The following is a 21,204-nucleotide window of genomic DNA, read 5'->3' as shown; positions in this document are numbered from 1 at the left end:
TTTAATGTCCTTTGCGCGCGGCTTTCACTTAAAATGGAGAAGCACATGTCCGGTGTGGTGGTTGTCGGAGCCCAGTGGGGTGACGAAGGTAAAGGTAAGATTGTTGATTGGCTATCCAGCCGCGCAGATGTGATTGTGCGTTTCCAAGGTGGTCATAATGCGGGCCATACACTTGTTATTGATGGTAAGGTCTTCAAACTCAACCTCCTTCCGTCTGGTGTTGTGCGTGGTGGTAAGCTGTCAGTTATTGGCAATGGCGTAGTTGTGGACCCGTGGCAGTTGTTGTCTGAAGTAGAAGCGATGGGGCAACAAGGCGTAGAGCTTGGGCCAGATGATCTCGTGCTTGCTGATAATGCCTGTTTGATCCTTCCTTGGCACAAAGATATTGATGCTGCTCGTGAAGGTGCGCTTGGCGATGCTAAAATTGGTACAACAAAGCGTGGAATTGGTCCGGCATATGAAGATAAAGTAGGCCGTCGCGCTATTCGTGTCGCAGACCTTAAAGACCCTGCAGCATTGGATTTGAAGCTTGAGCGTTTGCTTGCACACCACCGTCCACTCCGTGTGGGACTGGGATTGGGTGAGCCAGATGCAGCGCAGTTGAAGGCGGATCTTCTTGAAATCGCAGATAAAATCTTAGCCTACGCACAACCCGTGTGGAAGCGTTTGGACGAAAGTGTTAAGCTGGGTCGCCGTATTCTTTTTGAAGGTGCGCAAGGTGTAATGCTTGATGTTGATCACGGTACTTATCCGTTTGTAACTTCTTCGAATGTGGTTGCTGGGCAGGCATCTGCAGGATCTGGAATTGGTCCAAATGCAGTGAATTATGTGCTTGGACTAGCCAAGGCGTATACAACGCGCGTCGGCTCTGGGCCTTTCCCAACTGAGCAAGATAATGAAGTCGGTAAGCGTCTTGGAACTGTGGGACATGAATTTGGTACGGTGACAGGTCGTGCGCGTCGGTGTGGTTGGTTTGATAGTGTTATGGTGCGTCAAGCATGTGCCACATCGGGCGTGACTGGGCTGGCTGTTACGAAGCTGGATGTGCTTGATGGACTTGATGAAATTAAAGTTTGTGTTGGTTATAAATTGAATGGTGAAGTGATTGATTATTTCCCAGCGGGCATGACTGACCAAGCAGCAGTTGAGCCGATTTATGAGACGCTAAAGGGTTGGAAAGGTTCAACAAAAGGCGCGCGTTCCTGGACACAGCTTCCTGGTGAGGCAGTGAAATATGTTCGTCGTTTAGAAGAGTTAGTGGGTAAACCGGTCGCTCTACTTTCTACATCGCCTGAGCGTGAAGATGTTATTTTGGTACGCGACCCATTCGTCGCTTAAGTCCAAAAAAGTGATGTAGTAGAGTAACTTACTCTGCGGCAAGGCCGGAAGTGGGGGAGCCCCCATTTGCGGCCTTTTCTTTATGTGCGGCAGGCATTTGGTTTAAATGCCACGCTACATTTTCACGTAATCCCATCAACAAATTCTGTTTTGCGTGCCAGCCTAATTTAGTTTCTGCGGGAGTAGAGTCTAATGCGCACCTTAAAGGTGGGAGCGAATTTTCTTCCTGCAAACGGGTGCGATAGCTCTCGCCTTGAGATGTAGGGAGTAATCCATCAAGAATTGTCGCAACATTGTTGGCAATATCGATATTTCTTCGTTCAGAACGTGCTGAAAATAAATAAGTTTTGTTTTGTTCGCCCTTGATTGCAGTTTGGAGTAATCCATTGGCGAAATCATCTATATGAAGCCAATCCAGCGTGTCTTGTGCACGTGGGATGCTGATGCTCTGGTGATTGAGTGCTTGGCGTATGGTGGAGGGGATGTAGGCTTCTGCTTGTTGCCAGCTGCCATAGAGGGCAGAGGCTCCTGCGTATATGATGGGAATGTGCGTTTCATTAGCCCATCCTTGTATCAAAGCGATGTCGAGTGCGGCCCGTCCGCCTAAAATAGTTTGAGGGTTAATGGGGTGCATGCCAGAAAATTCAGCTTTGTGAATATCCAGAGAACCAAACACGCTGGTATCAAAAGGAATGATGAACCGAAATTCCTTTTTTGCCTCATCAGTTAGGTTGGCGAAATAACTTTGGACGGCATCAAGCACGCCAATAGTTGCGGTTGCACCTTGGGTAGTGGTGGTCCCTTTTTTTTGTTGGATTCCGCCAGCACAATGGATAAGTGCGTGGGGTTTAAATTCACGAAGCAGCGCACTTAACATAATGCTGTCTGTTACATCGCCAATGAGTTGAGAATAGCATTTGGCATTATTTGACCCCTCCAATTGAGGGGCACCTTGAGGGGTGTTGCGTGTGTCTACGTTGAATATGTTTATGCCTAAGGAAACAGCTTGGCGCACAAGAGATGAGCCAACAAACCCGCATCCACCAGAAACAAATAACCGCATATTATCAAACTAACAAAATATAGAATCTTTGCGTAAACAATACACTATCTTGGTAAAGATTGGTTAACACTTGGGAGTTTTGTCAGTAAAATTTCTCTAGATAACATAAAGCCCCCCGATTTACGTAGAAATCAGGGGGCTTGGCTGCATGCGGGGGTGTTTTAAGTTTAGAGAATGCCTTTTTCTTCTGCGGCATCTTTCATTGCGTTTTGGAGTTTCTCAAAAGCACGTACTTCGATTTGACGAATACGTTCTCTGGAAACGTTGTACACAACTGAAAGTTCTTCGAGTGTTGAAGGCTCATCTTTCAAACGGCGTTCTGAAATAATGTGTCTTTCTCGCTCGTTTAAGTTTGTCATTGCCATTTCTAGCAATTCCATACGTGAGGAGTATTCGTCATTTTGTTCATACTCTTCAGCTTGGTTTTGTTGGTCGTCATCTGCCAACCAGTCCATCCATTCGCCATCACCTTCGGTGCCGCCGATAGGGGCATTCAAAGATGCATCACCACCCGTCATGCGGCGGTTCATAGAGATAACTTCGTCTTCTGTAACGTTTAGGCGTGTCGCAATTTCTGCAACGTTTTCAGGACGTAGATCACCTTCTTCAAGCGCTTGAATTTCACCTTTGATACGACGCAAATTAAAGAAGAGTTTCTTCTGTGCGGCGGTCGTACCGAGTTTGACGAGGCTCCAAGAGCGCAGGATGTATTCTTGGATAGAGGCGCGTATCCACCACATTGCATATGTAGCAAGGCGGAAGCCTTTATCTGGATCAAACTTTTTGACCGCTTGCATTAGGCCGACATTTCCCTCGGAGATAACTTCACCGATTGGAAGGCCATAACCTCGATACCCCATCGCGATTTTTGCGACGAGACGAAGGTGGGATGTCACCATCTTCTCAGCAGCTTCAGTGTCTTCATGGTCGCGCCAGCGGTTGGCGAGCATAAATTCCTGTTCTTTTTCAAGAAGAGGGTATTTGCGAATTTCTGTCAGATAGCGCGATAGCCCTTGTTCGGGTGAGAGCGCGATAGAAGTTGATAACTGCGCCATGGTCGGCCTCCGTGTTTTACCATCTGATGAGAGCAATGCTCATCTGTGAACCTTGTGTGGGGTCAACATGCAGAAGTTTTTAAAACTCGTCTGCCCCGATATTGTCTATATGTTCCATAAGTTTCGTGAATAATGGGCGGTATGCTTATATAAAACACCCATCATGCTTAACTTATAAAAAGACGTATAACGCCTGATTTAGTTGCGTATAAGTTTAACGTAGGAATTGTTCAGCGACTTATAAGAGGCTGATTTCATATATTTTTATACTCTATTTGCGGCAAAATTTAGATGCGGAATGCCGGATAAGTTAGCGTTTTGAATTTAGAATGATTATTCTAAAAAAGCACATGCAGCTTTGCGTGTAATTTTTTATTTTTAAAGAGATCACATAATGTTGATCGCCTCAAAAAATGCTTTTTGAGGCGGACACAAGCCGCATTATCGCAGGTTTTGACTGAATTTAACTCGGTAATTGGCGCAATGCCTCAAGCAAATCTAGCATGTCTTGAGGTGGTGGTGTTTCAAAACGCATATTTTCACCAGTGACGGGATGTTCAAATCCCAAAATAGCTGCATGCAATGCTTGGCGTTTGAAGTTTTTGCAGACTTCCGTCGTGGCTTCAAAGGTGGGGCCTGAGCCAAAAGCTTTCAAACCGCGATAACGCCCATATGTTTGATCCCCAATAAGGGGAGCACCAATATGTGCCATGTGCACGCGGATCTGATGGGTGCGTCCTGTTTCAAGTCTGCATTCGGTCAGAGTTGCGGCTGGTAGGCCAGATGTAGCATCGACGCGGCCAAATTGCTCAAGCACTTTATAGTTTGTGATCGCGTGCTTGCCTTTTTGTTCGTAATCATCTTCGGATTCGCCATGCCATTCTGCAGAAGCTGCAAAATGAGCTTCTCTGACGACAGACATTTTTTTGCGATCGGTTGTTGATCTCGCAATTCGGTTTTCGATGCGGCCAACAAGCGGGCGCGGTGCGCCGCGCGTGACGGCAAGATAAGCACGCTCCATAAAGTGAGCTTGAAAGAGGGATGACAATCCTGTGTGCGCAAATTCGGTTTTAGCGGCGACCATAACACCGGATGTGTCTTTATCTAATCTATGTACAATTCCTGGGCGAGCAACGCCGCCAATTCCAGATAATTGTCCTGCGCAATGATGTAGCAAAGCATTGACCAAAGTGCCCGAACTCGCACCCGGGGCGGGGTGGACGACCATGCCAACAGGTTTGTTGATGATGATGAGATGCTCATCTTCAAACAAAACATCCAGCGGAATATCTTCGGGTAACGGTTCTGCATCTAAAGGCGGCGGCATGCGAATGACATAACGGCCTTCAGCAACAACTTTATGCTTTGCGCTGGTTATGGCGACATCATTTAAGAACACATCTCCAGCTTCAATTACAGCTTTTGCCCGTGAACGAGATAATTCAGGCTGAGCAATTGGCAGCCATTTATCTAATCGTTCGCCAGCAAATTCACTTGGCGCAATAATGACCAATGAATCAGCACGCGCATCTTGGGCGGCATTTGTAGAGTTTTGTGAAGATGAGTTTGTGTCGTTTGAATATGTCATGAAATGACGAGTGCAGCGCAAGTGCGATCTTGTCAAACCTCAGTAGCAAATAAATTAGATAGTTTATGCGTTTCTATTCTCGAAAGTGCGAAGTTTAACCAATTGGCGGGAAGGTGCGTAGCTGGTTCCACACATCATAGAGGGCGACGAAATCAAAATTTTGGTCGGCAATACCATCTGCATCAAGGTCAGCGGGTGAATTGCGCGTGATTAAAATACCCAAAATCACATTGCTATTCGCATCATACACAACACCGCCGGACATCCCCACCACAACAGGCTCTGATGGATTGGAGATTGTCGCAATCCAGTCGGTTGTTTGGGGACGCTGCATGTATACCTCACCCTCTCGCAAAGAGGGCGTGTTTGAACCGGCGGGGTAGCCCGCGACGATTATTTTCTGTCCAACAGTTGGAGGCGCGGGTTGTTGATCGGGAAGTTGGCATCCGATCAAAGAGGCATCTAATTGTCCGGGATATAAAATCTGCTGCCCACTTGTGAAAGGCGGTGATGTGCGCAGCATTTGTTGTATGACGTGACCGGCCGTAATCCAGCCGCCCCAGCATTGAAAAAAGCTACCATAAACTTGCACACCGCGCTCATCAAAGAAGTGCCGCTTTAAAGATATGTTTGCTGGCAATTGAGACTCTGGTGCTAGTTGTAGTTCTGTGGAGGTGTCTTCGGATGGTGTTTCAGGGGTAGGTGTAGGCGGCGTCGCTATCGCGTTTCGTGTCTCTGAGAGGATTGTATTGGCTGCACGTGCGCCTGAGACGAGGCGTCTTGCCCAACCTAATCCGAATGTTGTGAATGTTTTGAGGCTTCCGTAAAAAACACCGCGACGGACCACAAATTCATTAAGCAGTTTTTCTTCATCTACGCTGCGTGCTGCGCGTAGCGTATTTGGACCAATTGCACCATCAACGCTGATCCGTTTACCTAATGCGCCCACAGCGCGTTGCAGTGTTTTAACGGCAGTACCCGGACCAGAGTTAACCGCAGCGTCCATCATTAGAAGAGCGATAGAGGGAGGAAGTTCATCCCCCATAATTTTATTCCAATAGTTTGCACGATAAATTTCGGCGGCTTCTTGGATCGTCAGCTCTTTAACCGCCTGCTTGGAGAGTGAGGGTTGGCCGCGCCATTCTGCCAAGACTTTGCGTGTGATACCAAAATTAGTTGCACCGCCCGGGTCGTTTGGGTGATCTACATAACCACCTTCCCATGTGAAGATGTGGTTCATTGTTCTTTCGTAAACGCTTGGACCCGACATCAAAACCATCCCCTGAGTTCGACGCAAATATGAGCTTTCCTGCATCATATAAGGTGTTTTATGGCTTAACCATAATGTGTTCGGGCCATTTTACATGCTTGTGAAACTGCGACAAGAAGGAAAACGACCCTAGGTCACGTATTGCTGGTCGCCTTGCCTTAAAAGGAAATCATGCTTTAGGGCGTTTGGATGTCAGATTGAGTGTCGAAGTATCGGTTATTTGACGATAAAAACAGGACACACGGCCAGTGTGGCATGCGCCATCAGTTTGGCGTACTTTGAGCAAGATGGCATCTTGGTCACAGTCCGTAAAAATCGCTTCAACATGCTGATATGCACCAGATGTATCGCCTTTGCGCCATAATTCTTGACGTGAGCGCGACCAATATACTGCGCGTCCACCCTCGATGGTGAGTTTTAGCGCTTCAGCATTCATCCATGCTAACATCAAAATTTCACCAGATTTGGCATCTTGTGCGATTGCCGCGACCAATCCGTCCTCGTTAAAGCGGGGGCGAAGTGTGGTCGTTTCATCTTGCGCTTTACCAGAAAGCGGGGAAGCGAAAATATCTGTGTTTTGTGTATCGGTCATACTGCCTTTTAAAGGGAATAGTCGCCTCTCGCTAGGGAGTGCAAGTAAAAAATAGTAGACATTTTGTGTAAATAATATTTGACATGTAAAATATATTAGACATATATGGGTGTATATTATTTTTTACATTTGGAGCGGGAAATGTCTTTCAGAGAGAAGAGTGCGTGGGTCTGTATGGTCGGCTTACTGGCGGTATATGGCTATTATTTTGTGGACTCAGGTTTTCGTATTCGAGACACGACATCGGGTGATGCGTTTATGATGACTCAATTGGGATTGATGATTTCAATTGTGGTGGTGATGATTGTGGGACATATAATTGCAGCGGTTTCGTCTCCCAAAGGTGCGGATGCTCAATGTGATGAACGTGATGTGCTTATAGCTGCGAAAGCTGGTGCGTTAGGCGGAAATATCGCGATCGGCGGAGCGCTATTAGCAGCGGCAACAGCGTTTAGAGGTGCCAATGGTGTTGAGGTTGGAAATTGGGTGATTTTGGCTGTCGTTGTCGGCGAGCTGGTGCGTTATGGAATGCAAATCGCTAAATATCGTCACTGGCTATAAGAAGGGGAGCTGATATGGCAAAAGCCCTTCCATTTTCAAACGCGATCCTTGAGTTACGCAAAGAAAAGAAAATAACCCAGCAAGAATTAGCGGATGCGATAGGTATGACGCGTCAAACCATCGTTGCCATAGAGAAGGGGAAATATTCACCTTCTCTGGAGGCAGCGTTTAAAATTTCGCATGTTTTAGGCGTTGGTATAACAGATGTTTTTGTGTGGACGGATTAGACAAGTGACAATAAAAAAAGTCCCGAACTGCTCTCGCGGTCGGGACTTTTTAGGTTCTAATTTTAAATTAAATCAACGCTCGCTAAGACGAAGGAAGCGGTCACGTAGATCTTTGTCTGTTTTAAAGACACCCGTAAATTGGGTGGTAATTGTAGAGACGTTTGGGTGGTGAACACCGCGTGTCGTCATACATTGGTGAACAGCATCAATCATTACCGCAACCCCTGCAGGCTTTAGGCTTTCATTGATTGCATCACAAATTTGCGATGTCATTGTTTCTTGGGTTTGCAAACGCTTGGCGTAAATTTCAACAACGCGCGCAAGTTTAGAAATACCAACAACTGAATCTGTTGGCATATAAGCGACGTAGGCTTTCCCCATGAAAGGTGCCATGTGGTGTTCGCAGTGGCTTTCGACATCAATGTCGCGAAGCATCACTATGTCGTCATAGCCTTGCACGTCTTCAAAAGTCCTTGATAGGTATTTTACAGGGTCGTCGCGATAGCCAGAGAACCATTCTTCATAGGCTTTTACGACACGTTTGGGAGTATCCAAAAGACCTTCACGTTCTGGATCATCACCAGCCCAAGCCAATAGGGTTTTTACAGCTTTTTCAGCTTCTTCGCGCGTAGGGCGCTTATCATCTGTATCGCGCGTCACAGCACCATCTTTTACTATAGCGTCCACTTGATGGACCTTTCCATGTCTGAGGGACGGGGGTCGAGCCGGGGCTCAATTGGCATAGAGTGTGTCCATTTGCCAAAGCCCGGACTTAACGCCCGCCCGAAAATAATCCCCTCAGGGTGAGCTGTAGAGATAGTCTTCAAATCAAGATTGTCAAATTGGATCACCTTGACGATTGCGCGATTCACATGGCTACAAGGTGAAAATACTCCCTCTAGGGCGTAAATGTCGCAATTAAACAGGAAACATAAGCTGATTTTGAGGAACGCAAACTGATTGTGGTTGTGGTACGCGTGCAATCGGCTAGAAGGTGTTTGGATCATTTTTAAATTAGGAAGATAAGACTCGTGGAAATCAAACTTACAAACTCACTGACGCGCAAAAAAGAGGTGTTTGTACCTCAGGACGAAAAGCGGGTGACAATGTATGTGTGTGGACCCACAGTGTATTCCTACGCACACATTGGGAATTTTCGTCCCCCTGTTGCGTTTGATGTCTTATATCGTCTTTTGCGCTCGCGTTACGGGGATGAAGCTGTTCTCTATGCGTCCAATCTTACAGATGTTGATGATAAGATAATCGCGGCTTCAAACGAAACTGGCGAACCTATTTCTGCGATTACTGAGAAATATACAGAGGCTTATCTGGAAGATTCCGCAGCACTAAATATCCTTGAACCTAATTTCCGACCAACGGCTGTATCTCACATCCCGCAAATGATTAAGATGATGGAAAAGCTAGAGCGTAAGAAATACGCATATAGAACAAAGTCAGGTTTGTGGTTCCATGTGAAGTCTATGGATGAATATGGAAAATTATCAGGGCGCAATCTTGACGATATGCTTGCGGGTTCACGCGTCGATACTTCGGATGAGAAACGTGATCAGGCTGATTTCGCGCTCTGGAAAGTAGCAAAGCCGGGTGAACCAGAAGATGCGATTTGGGATAGCCCATGGGGAAGAGGTCGTCCTGGTTGGCACATTGAGTGTTCGGCGATGATTGCTGCTGTTTTAGGCAAAACGATTGATATTCACGGCGGAGGGATAGACCTTCAATTTCCCCACCATGAAAACGAGATCGCACAATCTGAATGTGCGCATGGGGAGCCAATGGCGAACTATTGGTTGCACAATGGTTTTCTCGATATTGAATCAGAAAAAATGTCTAAAAGCATTGGGAATGTGAAACTGCCGCACGAGATGCTGAAAACGACGCATGGTGAAGTGCTGCGTATGGCTTTGCTATCGGCGCAATATCGTCAACCTCTCGACTGGACGCAAGCCTTGCTGGACCAGTGTAAAGCGACCTTGGATCGCGCTTATGGGGCTTTGCGCCGCGTCTGGGATTTTGCCGATCTAGAGGTAGAAGATATTGGCGTTCTTGAAGCGCTATGTGACGATCTTAATACCCCTCAAGCGTTAGCAGAAATGTCGCGTCTCTCAGGAGAGGCCAATAGAGCAGCAGATGCTGGAGACCAAGAAGCTATGGCTCAGGCACGTGCTGACCTCATCTTCGCAGGAGACATGTTGGGCTTGTTGCAATTAACGCCTGAAGAGTGGGAAAAAGGCGATGATAGTGATGATGCAGCACGTATTGATGCGTTAGTTCAGGCGCGCTTGGATGCGCGTGCGAATAAGGATTGGGCTGAGGCTGACCGTATTCGTGATGAATTAGCAGCGCAGGGCATTGAGATCATGGACAAAGCGCAGGCATCTACTTGGCGGCGTGTATGATTCAGCGTTAATATCAACAAAGATGAATAACTGAGAGCTGCATCTGATTCTCACGGGGAAGACTAAATGACGTTGAAACTTTTTAATGCCAATCGTCTTGCTTTCGTTGGAGCATTGGGGCTTTCGGTTTTTTTAACGGGGTGTTTTGAAAAAGAAATAGATGAGTCTGTGGTGTTTAAACCGCGTCCCATTGAAACGCCCGCTATCAACGCCTCACAAATGCGTCTTGAGAATGAAGAGAGCTTGACCCAGCCATCTGCTGACGAGCTGGTTGAGGCGCGGGGGTATGCTTCCCATATGCCAGCTACCCTCACGCATGGCTTCTGGGGTGAGGGTGATAGCCGTATTGCATGGACGTTGGTTAGCTCTGTTACAAGTGCGGAAAAACAGGCGAAGCGGCCTTTGATTGTCAATTGTTTTGGCAATGCTTCGGACCGTATTCGAGATGGGGTATGGGCCGCGAAAAAGAGTTTTATGTGGGGAGATGTGCTTCTGTTTGATTATCCAGGTTATGGAGATTCAGGCGGAGTTGCGACTACAGAAAGCATGCACGACATGCAGCTTTTGGTTTCAGATAATGTAGATGAGCTTGGCGCTGATCGTCCTGTTATAATGTGGGGGCATTCTTTGGGCGGGTTTGTGTGTTCAGAGCTGGCGCGTACAGCACGTGAAACGGATGCGGTTGTGCTGGAAGCAACAGCATTGAACGTGAAAGAGGTCGCAGAAGCGTGGACACCGTGGTATTTGCCATTTGTTGGTGTAGATATCAAAGATAGCCTCAATGATTATGATAATGCGCGTGCACTTGCACACTTTGATGGGCCGATCATCGTTTTGGGTGCAAAAAAGGATGAAACCCTGCCGGTAGGTCTAGCGCGTTCACTGCACAAGGCGCTGAAAAAACGTGACTTGAATGTAAGTTATTTTGAGTTTCGTAAAGCGGAACATTCAACGATTACAGATCAATTTGACTTTCAAAAACGTATCAATCCATTGTTGGAAGACGTGAGAGATCTAAAAAATAAATAAATTGGTGAACCAACTCCTCTTAAGCTTCGTATAGTCTTATACAGGCAAAAGAGGGTGTGGGTGATGACTTATAATTTTAAGAAAATTGGTGTGGGCGTGATGGCACTGCTAGGCAGTGCGGGGTGCACAATCACAATGTCGGACGATGCAATTTTTAATCCTCCTAAATGGAAAGATATTGCACTAACTGCTGATGAATTGAAATTTGTTGATGAAGCAAAGCTTACATCAGAAGCATCTAAGTTGCTCCAACAGTCTCAGTTCAAGAATATACTTCCCGCGACTATCAAACACGGTTTTATTGATGCGGAGGATGAGCGCATTGCTTATTCTTTGATTTCAGCAAATGAGAAAAGTGGATACAGTGATCGTCCGCTTATTTTAAGCTGTTATGGTTCAGGCGGTGATAGGCCCAATCACGGTGTGTATTACGCAGAAAAATTGCTGCCATGGGGCGATGTGTTGCAATTTGATTATCCTGGCTATGGCGATAGTTCAGGAGAGCCATCAATTGCTGCTGTTAAAAAGATTACACCTGCCATTGTAGAGCTTGCGAATGAGTTTTCGGGGGACCGCCAGTTGATTTTCTGGGGGCATTCCTTGGGCGGATTTGTATGTCCACACATGGCGGCGATTTCACCTAAGTTTGATGGTTTTGTTTATGAGACGACTGCACTAAGCGCAGAAGAAGCTGCGAAGGTTTGGAAGCCTTGGTTTTTGAGAATGATACCATTTATCAAGCTTGAGCCAGCTCAATCGGATCAAGAAGGCGACAACGCGACGCCTTTGGCTGGGTTTGCCGCGCCTATACTCGTTTTGTCTGGAGGGAAAGATAAAATCCTTCCTGCTTGGTTGTCTCAATCTCTTGCGGATGCTTTGGAGCGTCAGGGCAATGACGTGACCTATCTTCACTTTGAAAAGGGTACACATATTAATGTGCCTTTACAGCCTGACTTTGTGGAGCGGGCTGCGCCTTTCTTTGACAGAGTGAAATCTACGAGAGGTGGGGCGGTGGCAGCTGAGTAAGCTGAAATATGCAACGTTTTGTGCTGTTATGCATTATATTCGCAGGGATATTGCACAATTGATGCAGATTGAGCGGGAATATAATGAGCGAAGAACAAGCCTCTTCTGAAGTTAAAGAGTCCAACCACACGTTTGCAACCTTGCTGGAAAAAATAAAAGACGGGACGAAAGGCGATAAGGTCACAGTTCGTGATCTTTTGGATGTGGTCGGTCGGCGTGCCTATGGGCCTGTCATTCTGTTGCTCGGGTTTATTTCAATTTCCCCGCTTACAATTGTGCCGGGGGCGAATTGGATTTTCGCGACAGTGACTTGGATTATAGCGATACAAATCGTGTTTGGGCGACCATATCCGTGGGTTCCAAAGCGAGTGTTGGATTCAGATTTTCCGCGCGAATATCTAGTGTCCGGTTTAGATAAAATTGAGCCTTGGGCCAAGCGTATTGATAAAATTACCAAACCTAGAATCGTCGCTTTATCAAAACCACCTTTCGTGAATTTTGTCGCGCTGATTTGTGTTGCAGCTGCTTTCTTGACCTATCCTTTGGGCTTGGTGCCTCTTGGGCCTTTACTGCCTAGTCTTGCGATCTTGATGATTGGTTTGGGGCTGGCTTCCAGAGATGGAGTTTTGCTTATTGTTGCGGGCGTGACTTTTGGGGGGAGCATCTTTTTAATGACACGATTGGCTGGGCGTATACTGGGCATGGTTGGATTAAGTTAAATTGCCCTCTTGACGAAATCGGTGATCGCGCCGACCTAAAGCCTTATGTTTGATGAAATCTATCATAATCGTGTGCTTGAGCTGGCCGCCAATATTCCGAATGCAGAGCGTTTGGAAAATCCGCATGGTTCAGCCAAGAAGGTATCGCGTGTATGTGGCTCAGTTATAACTGCTGACGTTATACTGGATGAAGCTGGCAAAATTTCAGATATTGGGTTTGAGCCTGAAGCCTGTGTATTAGGGCAAACATCGTGTTCGGTGTTGTCCGCTCATGCTAAGGGCAAGACACGGGCTGATATCATAGCTGTAAGAGATGCATTCCGCGCGATGCTTAAAGAGGGCGCACCTCCGCCAGAGGGTGATTTTTGGGAATTACGGCATTTGGAAGGGGTGAGAGATTACCCCCAGCGCCATACATCTACTTTGTTGGCGTTTGAAGCGCTGATTGCTGCAATTGATAATGCGCTTGAAAATCAGGCAGATACGACGGATTAAGCCTTAAAGCGGCGGCATTTGTTACTAAAAGTTACAAAACGGTCATTTTTGTCATTTGTCAGCTACAAGAACTGCGGTTAGCTTTTTATAAATGGGAAGGTGAAACACTACCTTCAGTTTAGTTTGCTAAGGTAGAGTCTTCTCCATGCGTAGCCTTCTTGAAGTGACTTCCTGTGCGTGTATAGCGCTTTTTGCGCTATGTACTTCAGCACAGGCCCAAACACCTTTCACATCTATTCCTGCTTATGAAGTGAATGATCTTGCTTATGAATATGATCGTTCCTTTGGTGTGAAAATGGTTATTCCGTTTGGGCAAGAAACAGCACGTAGTGATTATGCCTCCCAGCCAAGAGTGGGTTTATACACAGAACGCCAATATTGGGGCCCAGTTCGTGAGCTCAGCAATACACGCTCGGTAAGTGTTGGAATGACATTTTCGGGCAATCGTTACGGTCATTTTGCGGGTGAAACATTCGCATTTGGTGGCGCGGAACCAAACCTCATCAACAATGGCCAATATTCACAGGCATATAAAAATGACTATGGTAAGTTGGGATTTGTATTGAGAAGTGCTGCGGCTGTGGGTGCGATAGTGATGCAAGACCTAAGTCAGGATGTTGCACAGGATTTTATGACTGAACATCCAACTATCGAATTGACAGAATGCGCGTTTGCACGTGGATGTGACGTCGAATAATCAACATATTCAATAGTCTAACGCTAAAAAGGTGCCGGACTTTCAAATGTGATAGGTTCGCCCCCAATCGGATGACGCATTGTTATTGATGCAGCATGAAGCTGTAAGCGATCAGCTAAAACAAAAGCCTCCTCATGCGCATAAATACGATCTGCAAGGATGGGGTGTCCTATATGCTGCATGTGGACGCGCAATTGATGTGTACGTCCTGTGATGGGCGTCAGCTCTACGCGTGTTGTGCCATTGCTTCGCTCTAGCACGCGCCAATGTGTTTGGGATGGTTTGCCATTTTCGTAACACACCATTTGTTTAGGGCGGTTGGGCCAATCGCAGATGAGAGGTTCGTCGATAAAGCCTTCATCTTTTTCAATCTCCCCCCATACGCGCGCAATATAAGTTTTTGATGTGTGGCGGCGTTCAAATTGAAGTCCTAAATGACGCATCATTTCCCGTTTGCGGGCCATAACCCATACACCCGATGTTGCCATGTCTAAACGATGAACAGTACGTGCTTCGGGATATTCAGATTGGGCGCGTGTTTCTAGACAATCAGCATGTTCAGGCAAGCGGCCGGGAACGCTCAATAGTCCAGACGGCTTATCCAGCACCAGGAAGGCTTCGTCTTCATAAATGACGACAATATTGGGATGTTTGGCGGGGGCGTAGATAAACTCACGTTTCATGAGCAGGGAAGTGCCACTTTGCTGGCGCGCTGGCAAGCCTTCTCAATCAAGCTTTGCATTTAACGCGCAACACTCTAACAAGGGGATCGCGCTTTGCGCTTTTGATTTTTTTCTAGCCGGACACTTACCCATGAATGATGTTTCTCAGCGTGTAGCAATTATAGGTGCGGGACCAGCTGGACTAATGGCGGCGCAAGTGCTGACGCAAAATGGCGTTGGCGTCGATATATTTGATGCAATGCCAAGCATGGGACGTAAGTTTTTGATGGCAGGGAAAAGCGGCCTCAACATTACACATGCTGAAGACACACAAGATTTTCTCTCCCGTTATGGCGAGAATACGCGCCTGCAAGATATGGTTGCTAACTTTGGAGCACAAGACATCATTGCATGGATGCAGGAGTTGGGCATTGAGCCGCATACTGGTCCGACGGGGCGTGTTTTCCCCAGCATGATGAAATCATCACCTTTATTGCGGGCATGGTTGGTGCGTTTGCAGGAAAAGGGGGCTCAATTGCATGCGCGTCATCAATGGCAGGGCTGGAATAATGCGGGGGAGCTTGTCTTTAAAACGCCAACAGGTGTTGTGAATTTGAAGCCAGCGGCAAGTGTGTTTGCGCTTGGCGGCGGAAGCTGGAAACGCTTGGGGTCTGACGGTGCGTGGCTGGATAAATTTATGGAACAGGGCGTTTCATCTGCTCCTTTCGCGCCTTCAAATAACGGGTTTATCGTAGACTGGTCGGACCGCATCCGTGATGAGTTTGCAGGGCACCCGATAAAGTCTGTTCAGGTGAGTGTAGGGCAGCAAGCAACGCGGGGTGAGTTTGTCATCACGCGTAAAGGCGTTGAGAGCGGTGCTATTTACACCGTGTCTGCGTCATTGCGTGAACAACTCAATGCTTATGGCACAGCGACGCTATTATTGGACCTTCTTCCAGATATTTCTGAGGGTGTTTTGGGTGAAAAATTGCAGAAACCACGCGGGAAATTATCGCTCTCAAATTATCTTCGCAAAGTGACAGGCTTAAAGGGCGTAAAAATGGCGCTAGTGTATGAGGGCGCAGACAAGGCAGCACTTAACGATAACGACTATCTTGTGCGCCGTTTAAAAGCCCTGCCGCTAAAAGTTACTAGCGCAGCTCCGCTTGATGAGGCCATATCCACAATTGGCGGTGTGCAATGGTCGGCGCTGGATGACGGGTTGATGGTAAAAGAAAAGCCGGGTGTTTTTTGTGCGGGTGAGATGATTGATTGGGATGCGCCAACGGGTGGCTATCTCATCACAGCATGTATGGCGACTGGGCGTGCCGCAGGCTTGGGCGTCGCAAATTGGCTAAAAGCGACCTCTCAAATAGAGGCGTAAAAAGAGGCGATATAAATGGGATGCCTTTATGTAATTTAAATGCCTGTTGGAAAAAATAAACACCGTTTTCCTGCGCTGATAAGCCTGCAATTTCAATAGACTTTTTTGCGCATTCAATTGATACTTCACGTACATGCCGCATGTGTGTCATGACCTGTTTAGGACGTATCAATGATTTATGTGTTCTTGCTTTCTGGTCTAATATTGCTCGTTGCGGGCGGTGAAGTCTTGGTGCGTGGAGCGGTCTCTATCGCACAGACTTTTAAAGTCTCTCCGCTTGTTATTGGGCTGACTCTCGTCGGGTTTGGTACATCCACGCCTGAGCTTGTCACCAGCCTTCAAGCTGCTTTTGCTGGTGCCCCTGGAATCGCTGTGGGGAATGTGGTGGGCAGTAATATTGCCAATATTCTTTTCATTCTCGGCCTGTCGGCGCTGATCTTTCCTGTCGCTGTTGCGTCTAGCAGTTTCCGCAGGGATGGATTGGTGCTTTCAGCCGCTACGCTATTGTGTGTGGGTGTTATATTTTTAGGCGCACTCACACGCTGGATGGGGGTGGTTCTCGTCGCGGGCCTCATTGCATATATTGCTTATGCATTTCTCAAAGAGCGCAGCCCAGCAACGGCAAATGCCGCCGAACTTCCAGATGAAAGCAGCAAGCCAAATTCTCTTTTGCTGAATGCTGTTTTCGTCGTAGCTGGTTTGGTGATGACAATTTTCGGTGCGCGCTTTCTTGTTATGTCGGCCACCGATATTGCGACATCCTTTGGTGTCTCTGAAACCATTATTGGACTTACAATTGTTGCTGTTGGAACGTCACTTCCAGAGTTAGTCACGTCGCTTATGGCAGCTTTGCGCAAGCAGGGTGATCTCGCCTTTGGAAACATTGTGGGCAGCAATATCTATAATATCTTGGGTATATTGGGCGTGACAGCCATAGTGAAACCTATCCCAATCCCGCCGCAAATCGCTAGCTTTGATGTGTGGGTGCTATTGGGCGCAACTTTGCTTCTTATCATTGCTGCGATCACGCATTGGAAAGTCACACGCTTAGAAGGTGGTATTATGCTGGCAGGATATGTGGCCTATATCGCGATGCTTGTGGGCTTTGCGGTTTAGGGGCAAGCATTAGTTCACATTCGAAAAATAGGTGGATTTATAAAGTATCTCCATGTTATTGAATGTTGGCACTATAAAAGCGGGTGGGGGATTATTTCAGTGAAAAACAACATTATTCAAACGATGGTGGCGGCCATTTTGTTCTTGCAAGGTTGTGCCAGCACAGGAGAAGTGTTGCCAAGTTTAGTTGGGCAACCTCAAACAGACCATCGTCATATAATAACAGTTGCTAGGTTAGATAATGTGAACGCTATTCGAACCACAAGTCTTATTGACTCGAGCCGAGCGGGTGCAAATATCTTATATTCAAAAGCTTTTGTTTCTACTTATGTCGCTGAAGAGGATATATTTATCCGAAATGAAGAAGGCGAACCTCATTTAAAATTTCCTAAAGGACGAAAGTTGGCAGCATTCGTTGCAAAAGAGGAAATGTTGTCATTTGGCTCTAAATTAAATGGTGGAGAGCCTGTGAGCTATTATTGCGGTGCGATGGATAGAGATCACGTGAGGGTTGATGAAGATTCTAGTCCTCGTCGAACAGTATCAGGATGCTTTCGAGATAGCGACTTTGACGGTATTATTGATCAGTATTTTAAGTCCGGCCATACGGCCCGTATTATAAATACTGATAATGAGAAAATACTCACATTGGACAAAAGCTCAGATCAGTACAAAGAAGAACTGAAGGAAATATTAGTAACCCAAAACCCTGATTTGGTTATTGTTCCCGCGTATGGCCCTTTCGAGACGAAAGCTCAGTTTGTTCCTTTCACGTTGAGAATGGTTGAGGATGAAGACAGAATGTATTTTCAACAATGGATTTCTGTGAGGCGCATCAAAGATAACCTCTCTTTGATGCTGCTAAGCAATCCAAGTCCGGTTCTGAATGTTCAGACAAAAATTCCCTACGCTCAAAGGAAAATTTTCAGTAAATTTGAGAAAGATATCTTCTCTCAAGGAAATGACACTTTCAGTTTTACGTTTTTAGGTAACGAAATAACAGTTGAAAACAAAGGGGACAATTGGGGTGTGTCATCTCAAGTAAAGGAAGATGGGGTGCCAGAAGAATTATATATGCGAACACCGAAATTTAATGGGAAGAGTTTCCATCTTCACTATAAGAATAACTAAGGACCGAGAGCCTTTTGCCGGCCAACAAGGCTCGGCTCCTTAGGAAATGTTATTGTTCTCTAAGCTCCGCATTCACAGCCATTAGTTCTTTTATGCCGGCTATGTCTTTCTGGGTAATATCTTGGGAGACGCCATAACCAAATATGGGGGCGGGGCCTACGCCGTCTTGGCGGATGACTTCATCATACAAAACCCATGCGCGGGTTTTGTCAGCATCTGCGCAGGGGAGTTCCAGCCATAGGTCTACTTGGGATGTTTGACCTGCATCATTTATATCAGAAACACTATGCAATTCTTGCTCGTCTATTTGATATTCCGTGCCTTGGTATTTGATAATAGCAAACCCTTCACCAAGGTAGCGAAGATAAGAGAGGGTGTCGCCTGATTTGAGCCTAAGGTCGATGTCTTTAAACCCCTGCAAATCTTTGGGATCAGGTACTTTTATATTTAAGTCGTCTTGCATGGTGATTGTAAAAATCTTCGTTGCGACAACAAAATCTAAATCATCCGCTTCCGCACGCGTATGGTTCCATTGCTGGTAGGTTGCAAATTTGGGAACGGGACAATCAATATTGGCTTCTGTCAGCGGGTTCATGTGCGGGTGCGCCTTAAGAACGATATTGTCCTTTAGGATAGAGAAGCCTGCTGGATATTCACCCGGCCAGCCGCCAGTCACAGCCCAGTCATCACCGTAATGGTCAGCTATTGAGGGCACATCATTGGCAGGCGGTGTGGTGCTTGCAATCTCTTCAATTGCGTCGATAGCCTCTTCCTCAGAAATATCCTCTGATTGAGGCTCTTGGTTTTTGGGGGCGGTGTCGGGCGGTGAACACGCAGATAGACCCAGCAAAGAAAGAGCAATAATGACAGAGGCTGAACGAAGCAAATGAGTGCGCATGTGTATTCTCCTTATCGGGGGAGTTTTCGTGCCTTAAAGGCTAAAGTGAGACTAGCGTGTGTGCTCCAATTCCAACATCTGACTTAATTCATCAGGCGCTGTCACCATCGCATCATGGCCAGTATCTATGATTCTATAGCGCCATTCTGCATTATTTTCAGCCAATGTCTTTATGGGGTCGTCTTTGAAGCGTGGATTGCCGGTGCAGCGTATATAGGTTTTGGGGAGACCATCTGGACCATTCTGGGTGTAGTGAACTTTCTCCAGAAAACAGCCTAGAGGGTGAGGCGTTAAGTTTTCCAACACCCAATCTACCTTGGGGTGGTCTTCTGGAATGCCTAGAAATTCAAGACTGCCAATTGGTAGAACGTAATCATCTTGATAAAGTTTGAGAAATTCATCTTGCTGGGGTTGAGGGAAAAAGGCTTTGCCGTCTTCGGGAATAACGGCGTCCACATAGATAAGATGATCAATTTTGGATTTTATTTTGTCGGCTACAAGGCTGACAACCACGCCTGCATATGAATGTCCCACGAGGGTTACATTACTGAGGTTTTCCGTTTCAATTAGCGAGACGATATCTTGCACGTGTGTCGTCAAATTAATGTGTGTGGGGCGAGGCGTGAAATTTTCGCCAAGTCCGCTTAGTGTGGGGGTATAAACGCGATGCCCGTCACGCTCTAAATTGCTTTTTACATCTTTCCAACACCATCCCCCATGCCATGCGCCATGCACGAGAATATATGTTCTTCGTGGAGCGTTCGGCATGGTTTGGCACCCAGATATCATGGTGAAAGATAGCGCGCTAACGCCACTTAAAAAGACTCGACGATCAAACATATGGCACCCCTTTTTTGAATAAAGGTATATCTTTTGTGTCGCTGTGAGAAGGTCGTTGCATAAATTAGGATATGTATTCTGGCTAAGACTGGGTATAGTTGAGCAATGAACCATCCGCCCAAATATACTTCTCCTGAATATGGTCCGATTATGGGGCTATTGCTGAAAACGTATAAACTGACTTTGTCAGTCGTTTTTCAAGCGGTTGGTATCCAGTGTCGTCATCACCCAACTTGTTCTGAATATTGTGCTCAAGCTGTCACTCGATTTGGAGTATGGCCGGGAAGTTGGATGGGGTTGGCGCGTTTTTGTCGATGTCGCCCGGGCGGCACAAAAGGATTTGATCCTGTGTTGGATGAAATACCGTTGAATGCGCGCTTTTTTTTGCCATGGCGCTATGGGCAATGGGGCAGGCAGCGGTCAGATGGTCAGCAGATAGACGACAACTAGCTATCAGGAGATGTGCGCAACGCCGCCACGGTGGTAGCAGTCAGTAAGCTGAGGGTTAGCAAGTGGGAAACGGGCGCATAGCATAAAGGGCCTTCCCTTGCGGTAGAATTGCCAAATTCTCATTTTGAGGGCTAAGCTTCACCTAAATAAATTAGGGAGGAGAGGCATGCCGAATTCATCAGAGACCGAGCAAGAATCCGACGCTCGTATTCAGACTTATGCGCAATTTTGGCCATTTTATTTGCGCCAACATGCGGCCCCAAAAACCAGACTTATCCATTATGTTGGCACATTGTTGGGCTTTATCCCGATTATATTGGGAATTGTAAGTGACCCTATCTGGTTTTTAGCGTGGCCCGTCGTGTGTTATGGGTTTGCATGGTCAGCCCATTTTTTCGTGGAGCACAACAAGCCAGCAACTTTCACATATCCATTTTGGTCTTTGGTGAGCGATTATCGTATGTTGTTTCAATGGCTGACGGGCACGTTGGAGAAGGAACTTGAGGCGGCGGGTATTCCCTCAAAGGCAGCTTAAGTCTGGCACAAATAAGAAAAGTCTACATAATTTCGCTATTCAGGGGTTCATTCTACTAAAATATGCTCTAGGAATGCTTGCGTTTGGGAATTAACCTCAAACGTTCGATGT

General features: G+C 46.6%; 23 protein-coding genes. 14 read left to right on the top strand and 9 right to left on the bottom strand.

Features of this window, described 5'->3' with window-relative positions:
- Positions 1-45: 45 nt before the first annotated feature.
- The gene (locus ACFQS8_RS08415) at positions 46-1,338 is read left to right on the top strand and encodes an adenylosuccinate synthase (RefSeq protein WP_382166873.1); all 1,293 of its coding nucleotides are present in this window, start codon (positions 46-48) and stop codon (positions 1,336-1,338) included.
- Between the two features lie 28 nt (positions 1,339-1,366).
- On the opposite strand, the gene ACFQS8_RS08410 is transcribed toward ACFQS8_RS08415, so the two are convergent.
- The 5 genes from ACFQS8_RS08410 to hisI form a co-directional block, all read right to left on the bottom strand.
- Entirely contained in the window at positions 1,367-2,401 is a 1,035-nt protein-coding gene (locus ACFQS8_RS08410) for an NAD-dependent epimerase/dehydratase family protein (RefSeq protein ID WP_382166872.1), read from the bottom strand.
- A gap of 167 nt (positions 2,402-2,568) precedes the next feature.
- Positions 2,569-3,456 carry an RNA polymerase sigma factor RpoH gene (gene rpoH, locus ACFQS8_RS08405; RefSeq protein ID WP_382166871.1) on the bottom strand — a complete coding sequence of 296 codons (888 nt, stop codon included), beginning with the start codon at positions 3,454-3,456 and terminating at the stop codon, positions 2,569-2,571.
- A 463-nt stretch (positions 3,457-3,919) separates the two neighbouring features.
- Positions 3,920-5,044 (bottom strand): RluA family pseudouridine synthase, encoded by a 1,125-nt coding sequence (locus ACFQS8_RS08400; RefSeq protein WP_382166870.1) that lies wholly within the window; start codon positions 5,042-5,044, stop codon positions 3,920-3,922.
- A 94-nt stretch (positions 5,045-5,138) separates the two neighbouring features.
- Complete coding sequence (locus tag ACFQS8_RS08395) at positions 5,139-6,314, bottom strand: glycoside hydrolase family 108 protein (protein ID WP_382166869.1); 1,176 nt, start codon at positions 6,312-6,314, stop codon at positions 5,139-5,141.
- A gap of 169 nt (positions 6,315-6,483) precedes the next feature.
- The gene (gene hisI, locus ACFQS8_RS08390) at positions 6,484-6,906 is read right to left on the bottom strand and encodes a phosphoribosyl-AMP cyclohydrolase (protein WP_382166868.1); all 423 of its coding nucleotides are present in this window, start codon (positions 6,904-6,906) and stop codon (positions 6,484-6,486) included.
- Positions 6,907-7,047: 141 nt separating this feature from the next.
- Here hisI and ACFQS8_RS08385 point away from each other — a divergent pair, with 141 nt between their 5' ends.
- Together ACFQS8_RS08385 and ACFQS8_RS08380 are read left to right on the top strand one after the other, a co-directional pair.
- Positions 7,048-7,467 (top strand): hypothetical protein, encoded by a 420-nt coding sequence (locus tag ACFQS8_RS08385; protein WP_382166867.1) that lies wholly within the window; start codon positions 7,048-7,050, stop codon positions 7,465-7,467.
- Positions 7,468-7,481: 14 nt separating this feature from the next.
- Positions 7,482-7,694, top strand: a complete 213-nt coding sequence (locus ACFQS8_RS08380; protein ID WP_382166866.1) for a helix-turn-helix transcriptional regulator — start codon at positions 7,482-7,484, stop codon at positions 7,692-7,694.
- A gap of 72 nt (positions 7,695-7,766) precedes the next feature.
- Here ACFQS8_RS08380 and folE read toward each other — a convergent pair whose 3' ends face one another.
- Complete coding sequence (gene folE, locus ACFQS8_RS08375) at positions 7,767-8,381, bottom strand: GTP cyclohydrolase I FolE (RefSeq protein ID WP_382166865.1); 615 nt, start codon at positions 8,379-8,381, stop codon at positions 7,767-7,769.
- Between the two features lie 344 nt (positions 8,382-8,725).
- Here folE and cysS point away from each other — a divergent pair, with 344 nt between their 5' ends.
- From cysS to ACFQS8_RS08345, 6 genes are all read left to right on the top strand, one after another.
- Complete coding sequence (gene cysS, locus ACFQS8_RS08370; protein ID WP_382166864.1) at positions 8,726-10,111, top strand: cysteine--tRNA ligase; 1,386 nt, start codon at positions 8,726-8,728, stop codon at positions 10,109-10,111.
- Between the two features lie 66 nt (positions 10,112-10,177).
- A complete protein-coding gene (locus ACFQS8_RS08365; protein WP_382166863.1) occupies positions 10,178-11,140 on the top strand; it encodes an alpha/beta hydrolase family protein in 963 nt (320 codons plus the stop codon).
- Positions 11,141-11,203: 63 nt separating this feature from the next.
- A complete protein-coding gene (locus ACFQS8_RS08360; RefSeq protein WP_382166862.1) occupies positions 11,204-12,166 on the top strand; it encodes an alpha/beta hydrolase family protein in 963 nt (320 codons plus the stop codon).
- Positions 12,167-12,249: 83 nt separating this feature from the next.
- The gene (locus ACFQS8_RS08355; RefSeq protein WP_382166861.1) at positions 12,250-12,885 is read left to right on the top strand and encodes an exopolysaccharide biosynthesis protein; all 636 of its coding nucleotides are present in this window, start codon (positions 12,250-12,252) and stop codon (positions 12,883-12,885) included.
- A gap of 45 nt (positions 12,886-12,930) precedes the next feature.
- Positions 12,931-13,380 (top strand): iron-sulfur cluster assembly scaffold protein, encoded by a 450-nt coding sequence (locus ACFQS8_RS08350; protein WP_382166860.1) that lies wholly within the window; start codon positions 12,931-12,933, stop codon positions 13,378-13,380.
- Positions 13,381-13,525: 145 nt separating this feature from the next.
- On the top strand, positions 13,526-14,077 hold the full coding sequence (locus ACFQS8_RS08345) for a hypothetical protein (RefSeq protein ID WP_382166859.1): 552 nt from the start codon (positions 13,526-13,528) through the stop codon (positions 14,075-14,077).
- Positions 14,078-14,100: 23 nt separating this feature from the next.
- On the opposite strand, the gene ACFQS8_RS08340 is transcribed toward ACFQS8_RS08345, so the two are convergent.
- Positions 14,101-14,760, bottom strand: a complete 660-nt coding sequence (locus tag ACFQS8_RS08340; RefSeq protein WP_382166858.1) for an RluA family pseudouridine synthase — start codon at positions 14,758-14,760, stop codon at positions 14,101-14,103.
- 130 nt (positions 14,761-14,890) lie between these two features.
- On the opposite strand from ACFQS8_RS08340, the gene ACFQS8_RS08335 reads away from it, so the two are divergent.
- The 3 genes from ACFQS8_RS08335 to ACFQS8_RS08325 all read left to right on the top strand — a co-directional run bounded on the left by ACFQS8_RS08335 (position 14,891) and on the right by ACFQS8_RS08325 (position 18,370).
- On the top strand, positions 14,891-16,123 hold the full coding sequence (locus ACFQS8_RS08335; RefSeq protein ID WP_382166857.1) for a TIGR03862 family flavoprotein: 1,233 nt from the start codon (positions 14,891-14,893) through the stop codon (positions 16,121-16,123).
- A gap of 171 nt (positions 16,124-16,294) precedes the next feature.
- Positions 16,295-17,239 (top strand): calcium/sodium antiporter, encoded by a 945-nt coding sequence (locus ACFQS8_RS08330; protein WP_382166856.1) that lies wholly within the window; start codon positions 16,295-16,297, stop codon positions 17,237-17,239.
- Between the two features lie 99 nt (positions 17,240-17,338).
- Complete coding sequence (locus ACFQS8_RS08325; protein ID WP_382166855.1) at positions 17,339-18,370, top strand: hypothetical protein; 1,032 nt, start codon at positions 17,339-17,341, stop codon at positions 18,368-18,370.
- Between the two features lie 49 nt (positions 18,371-18,419).
- Here ACFQS8_RS08325 and ACFQS8_RS08320 read toward each other — a convergent pair whose 3' ends face one another.
- Both ACFQS8_RS08320 and ACFQS8_RS08315 read right to left on the bottom strand, forming a co-directional pair.
- Positions 18,420-19,268: a hypothetical protein gene (locus tag ACFQS8_RS08320; RefSeq protein ID WP_382166854.1), complete on the bottom strand. Its 849-nt coding sequence runs from the start codon at positions 19,266-19,268 to the stop codon at positions 18,420-18,422.
- Between the two features lie 51 nt (positions 19,269-19,319).
- Positions 19,320-20,108 carry an alpha/beta fold hydrolase gene (locus ACFQS8_RS08315; RefSeq protein WP_382166853.1) on the bottom strand — a complete coding sequence of 263 codons (789 nt, stop codon included), beginning with the start codon at positions 20,106-20,108 and terminating at the stop codon, positions 19,320-19,322.
- A 105-nt stretch (positions 20,109-20,213) separates the two neighbouring features.
- On the opposite strand from ACFQS8_RS08315, the gene yidD reads away from it, so the two are divergent.
- Both yidD and ACFQS8_RS08305 read left to right on the top strand, forming a co-directional pair.
- Positions 20,214-20,558: a membrane protein insertion efficiency factor YidD gene (gene yidD, locus ACFQS8_RS08310; RefSeq protein WP_382166852.1), complete on the top strand. Its 345-nt coding sequence runs from the start codon at positions 20,214-20,216 to the stop codon at positions 20,556-20,558.
- A 166-nt stretch (positions 20,559-20,724) separates the two neighbouring features.
- Positions 20,725-21,093: an Mpo1-like protein gene (locus ACFQS8_RS08305; protein WP_382166851.1), complete on the top strand. Its 369-nt coding sequence runs from the start codon at positions 20,725-20,727 to the stop codon at positions 21,091-21,093.
- The last annotated feature ends 111 nt before the right edge of the window (positions 21,094-21,204 follow it).

The sequence above is a fragment of the Hirschia litorea genome (assembly GCF_042665075.1).
GTDB classification, from domain to species: Bacteria; Pseudomonadota; Alphaproteobacteria; order Caulobacterales; family Hyphomonadaceae; genus Hirschia; species Hirschia litorea.
This window is presented reverse-complemented; position numbering and strand designations above follow the sequence as displayed.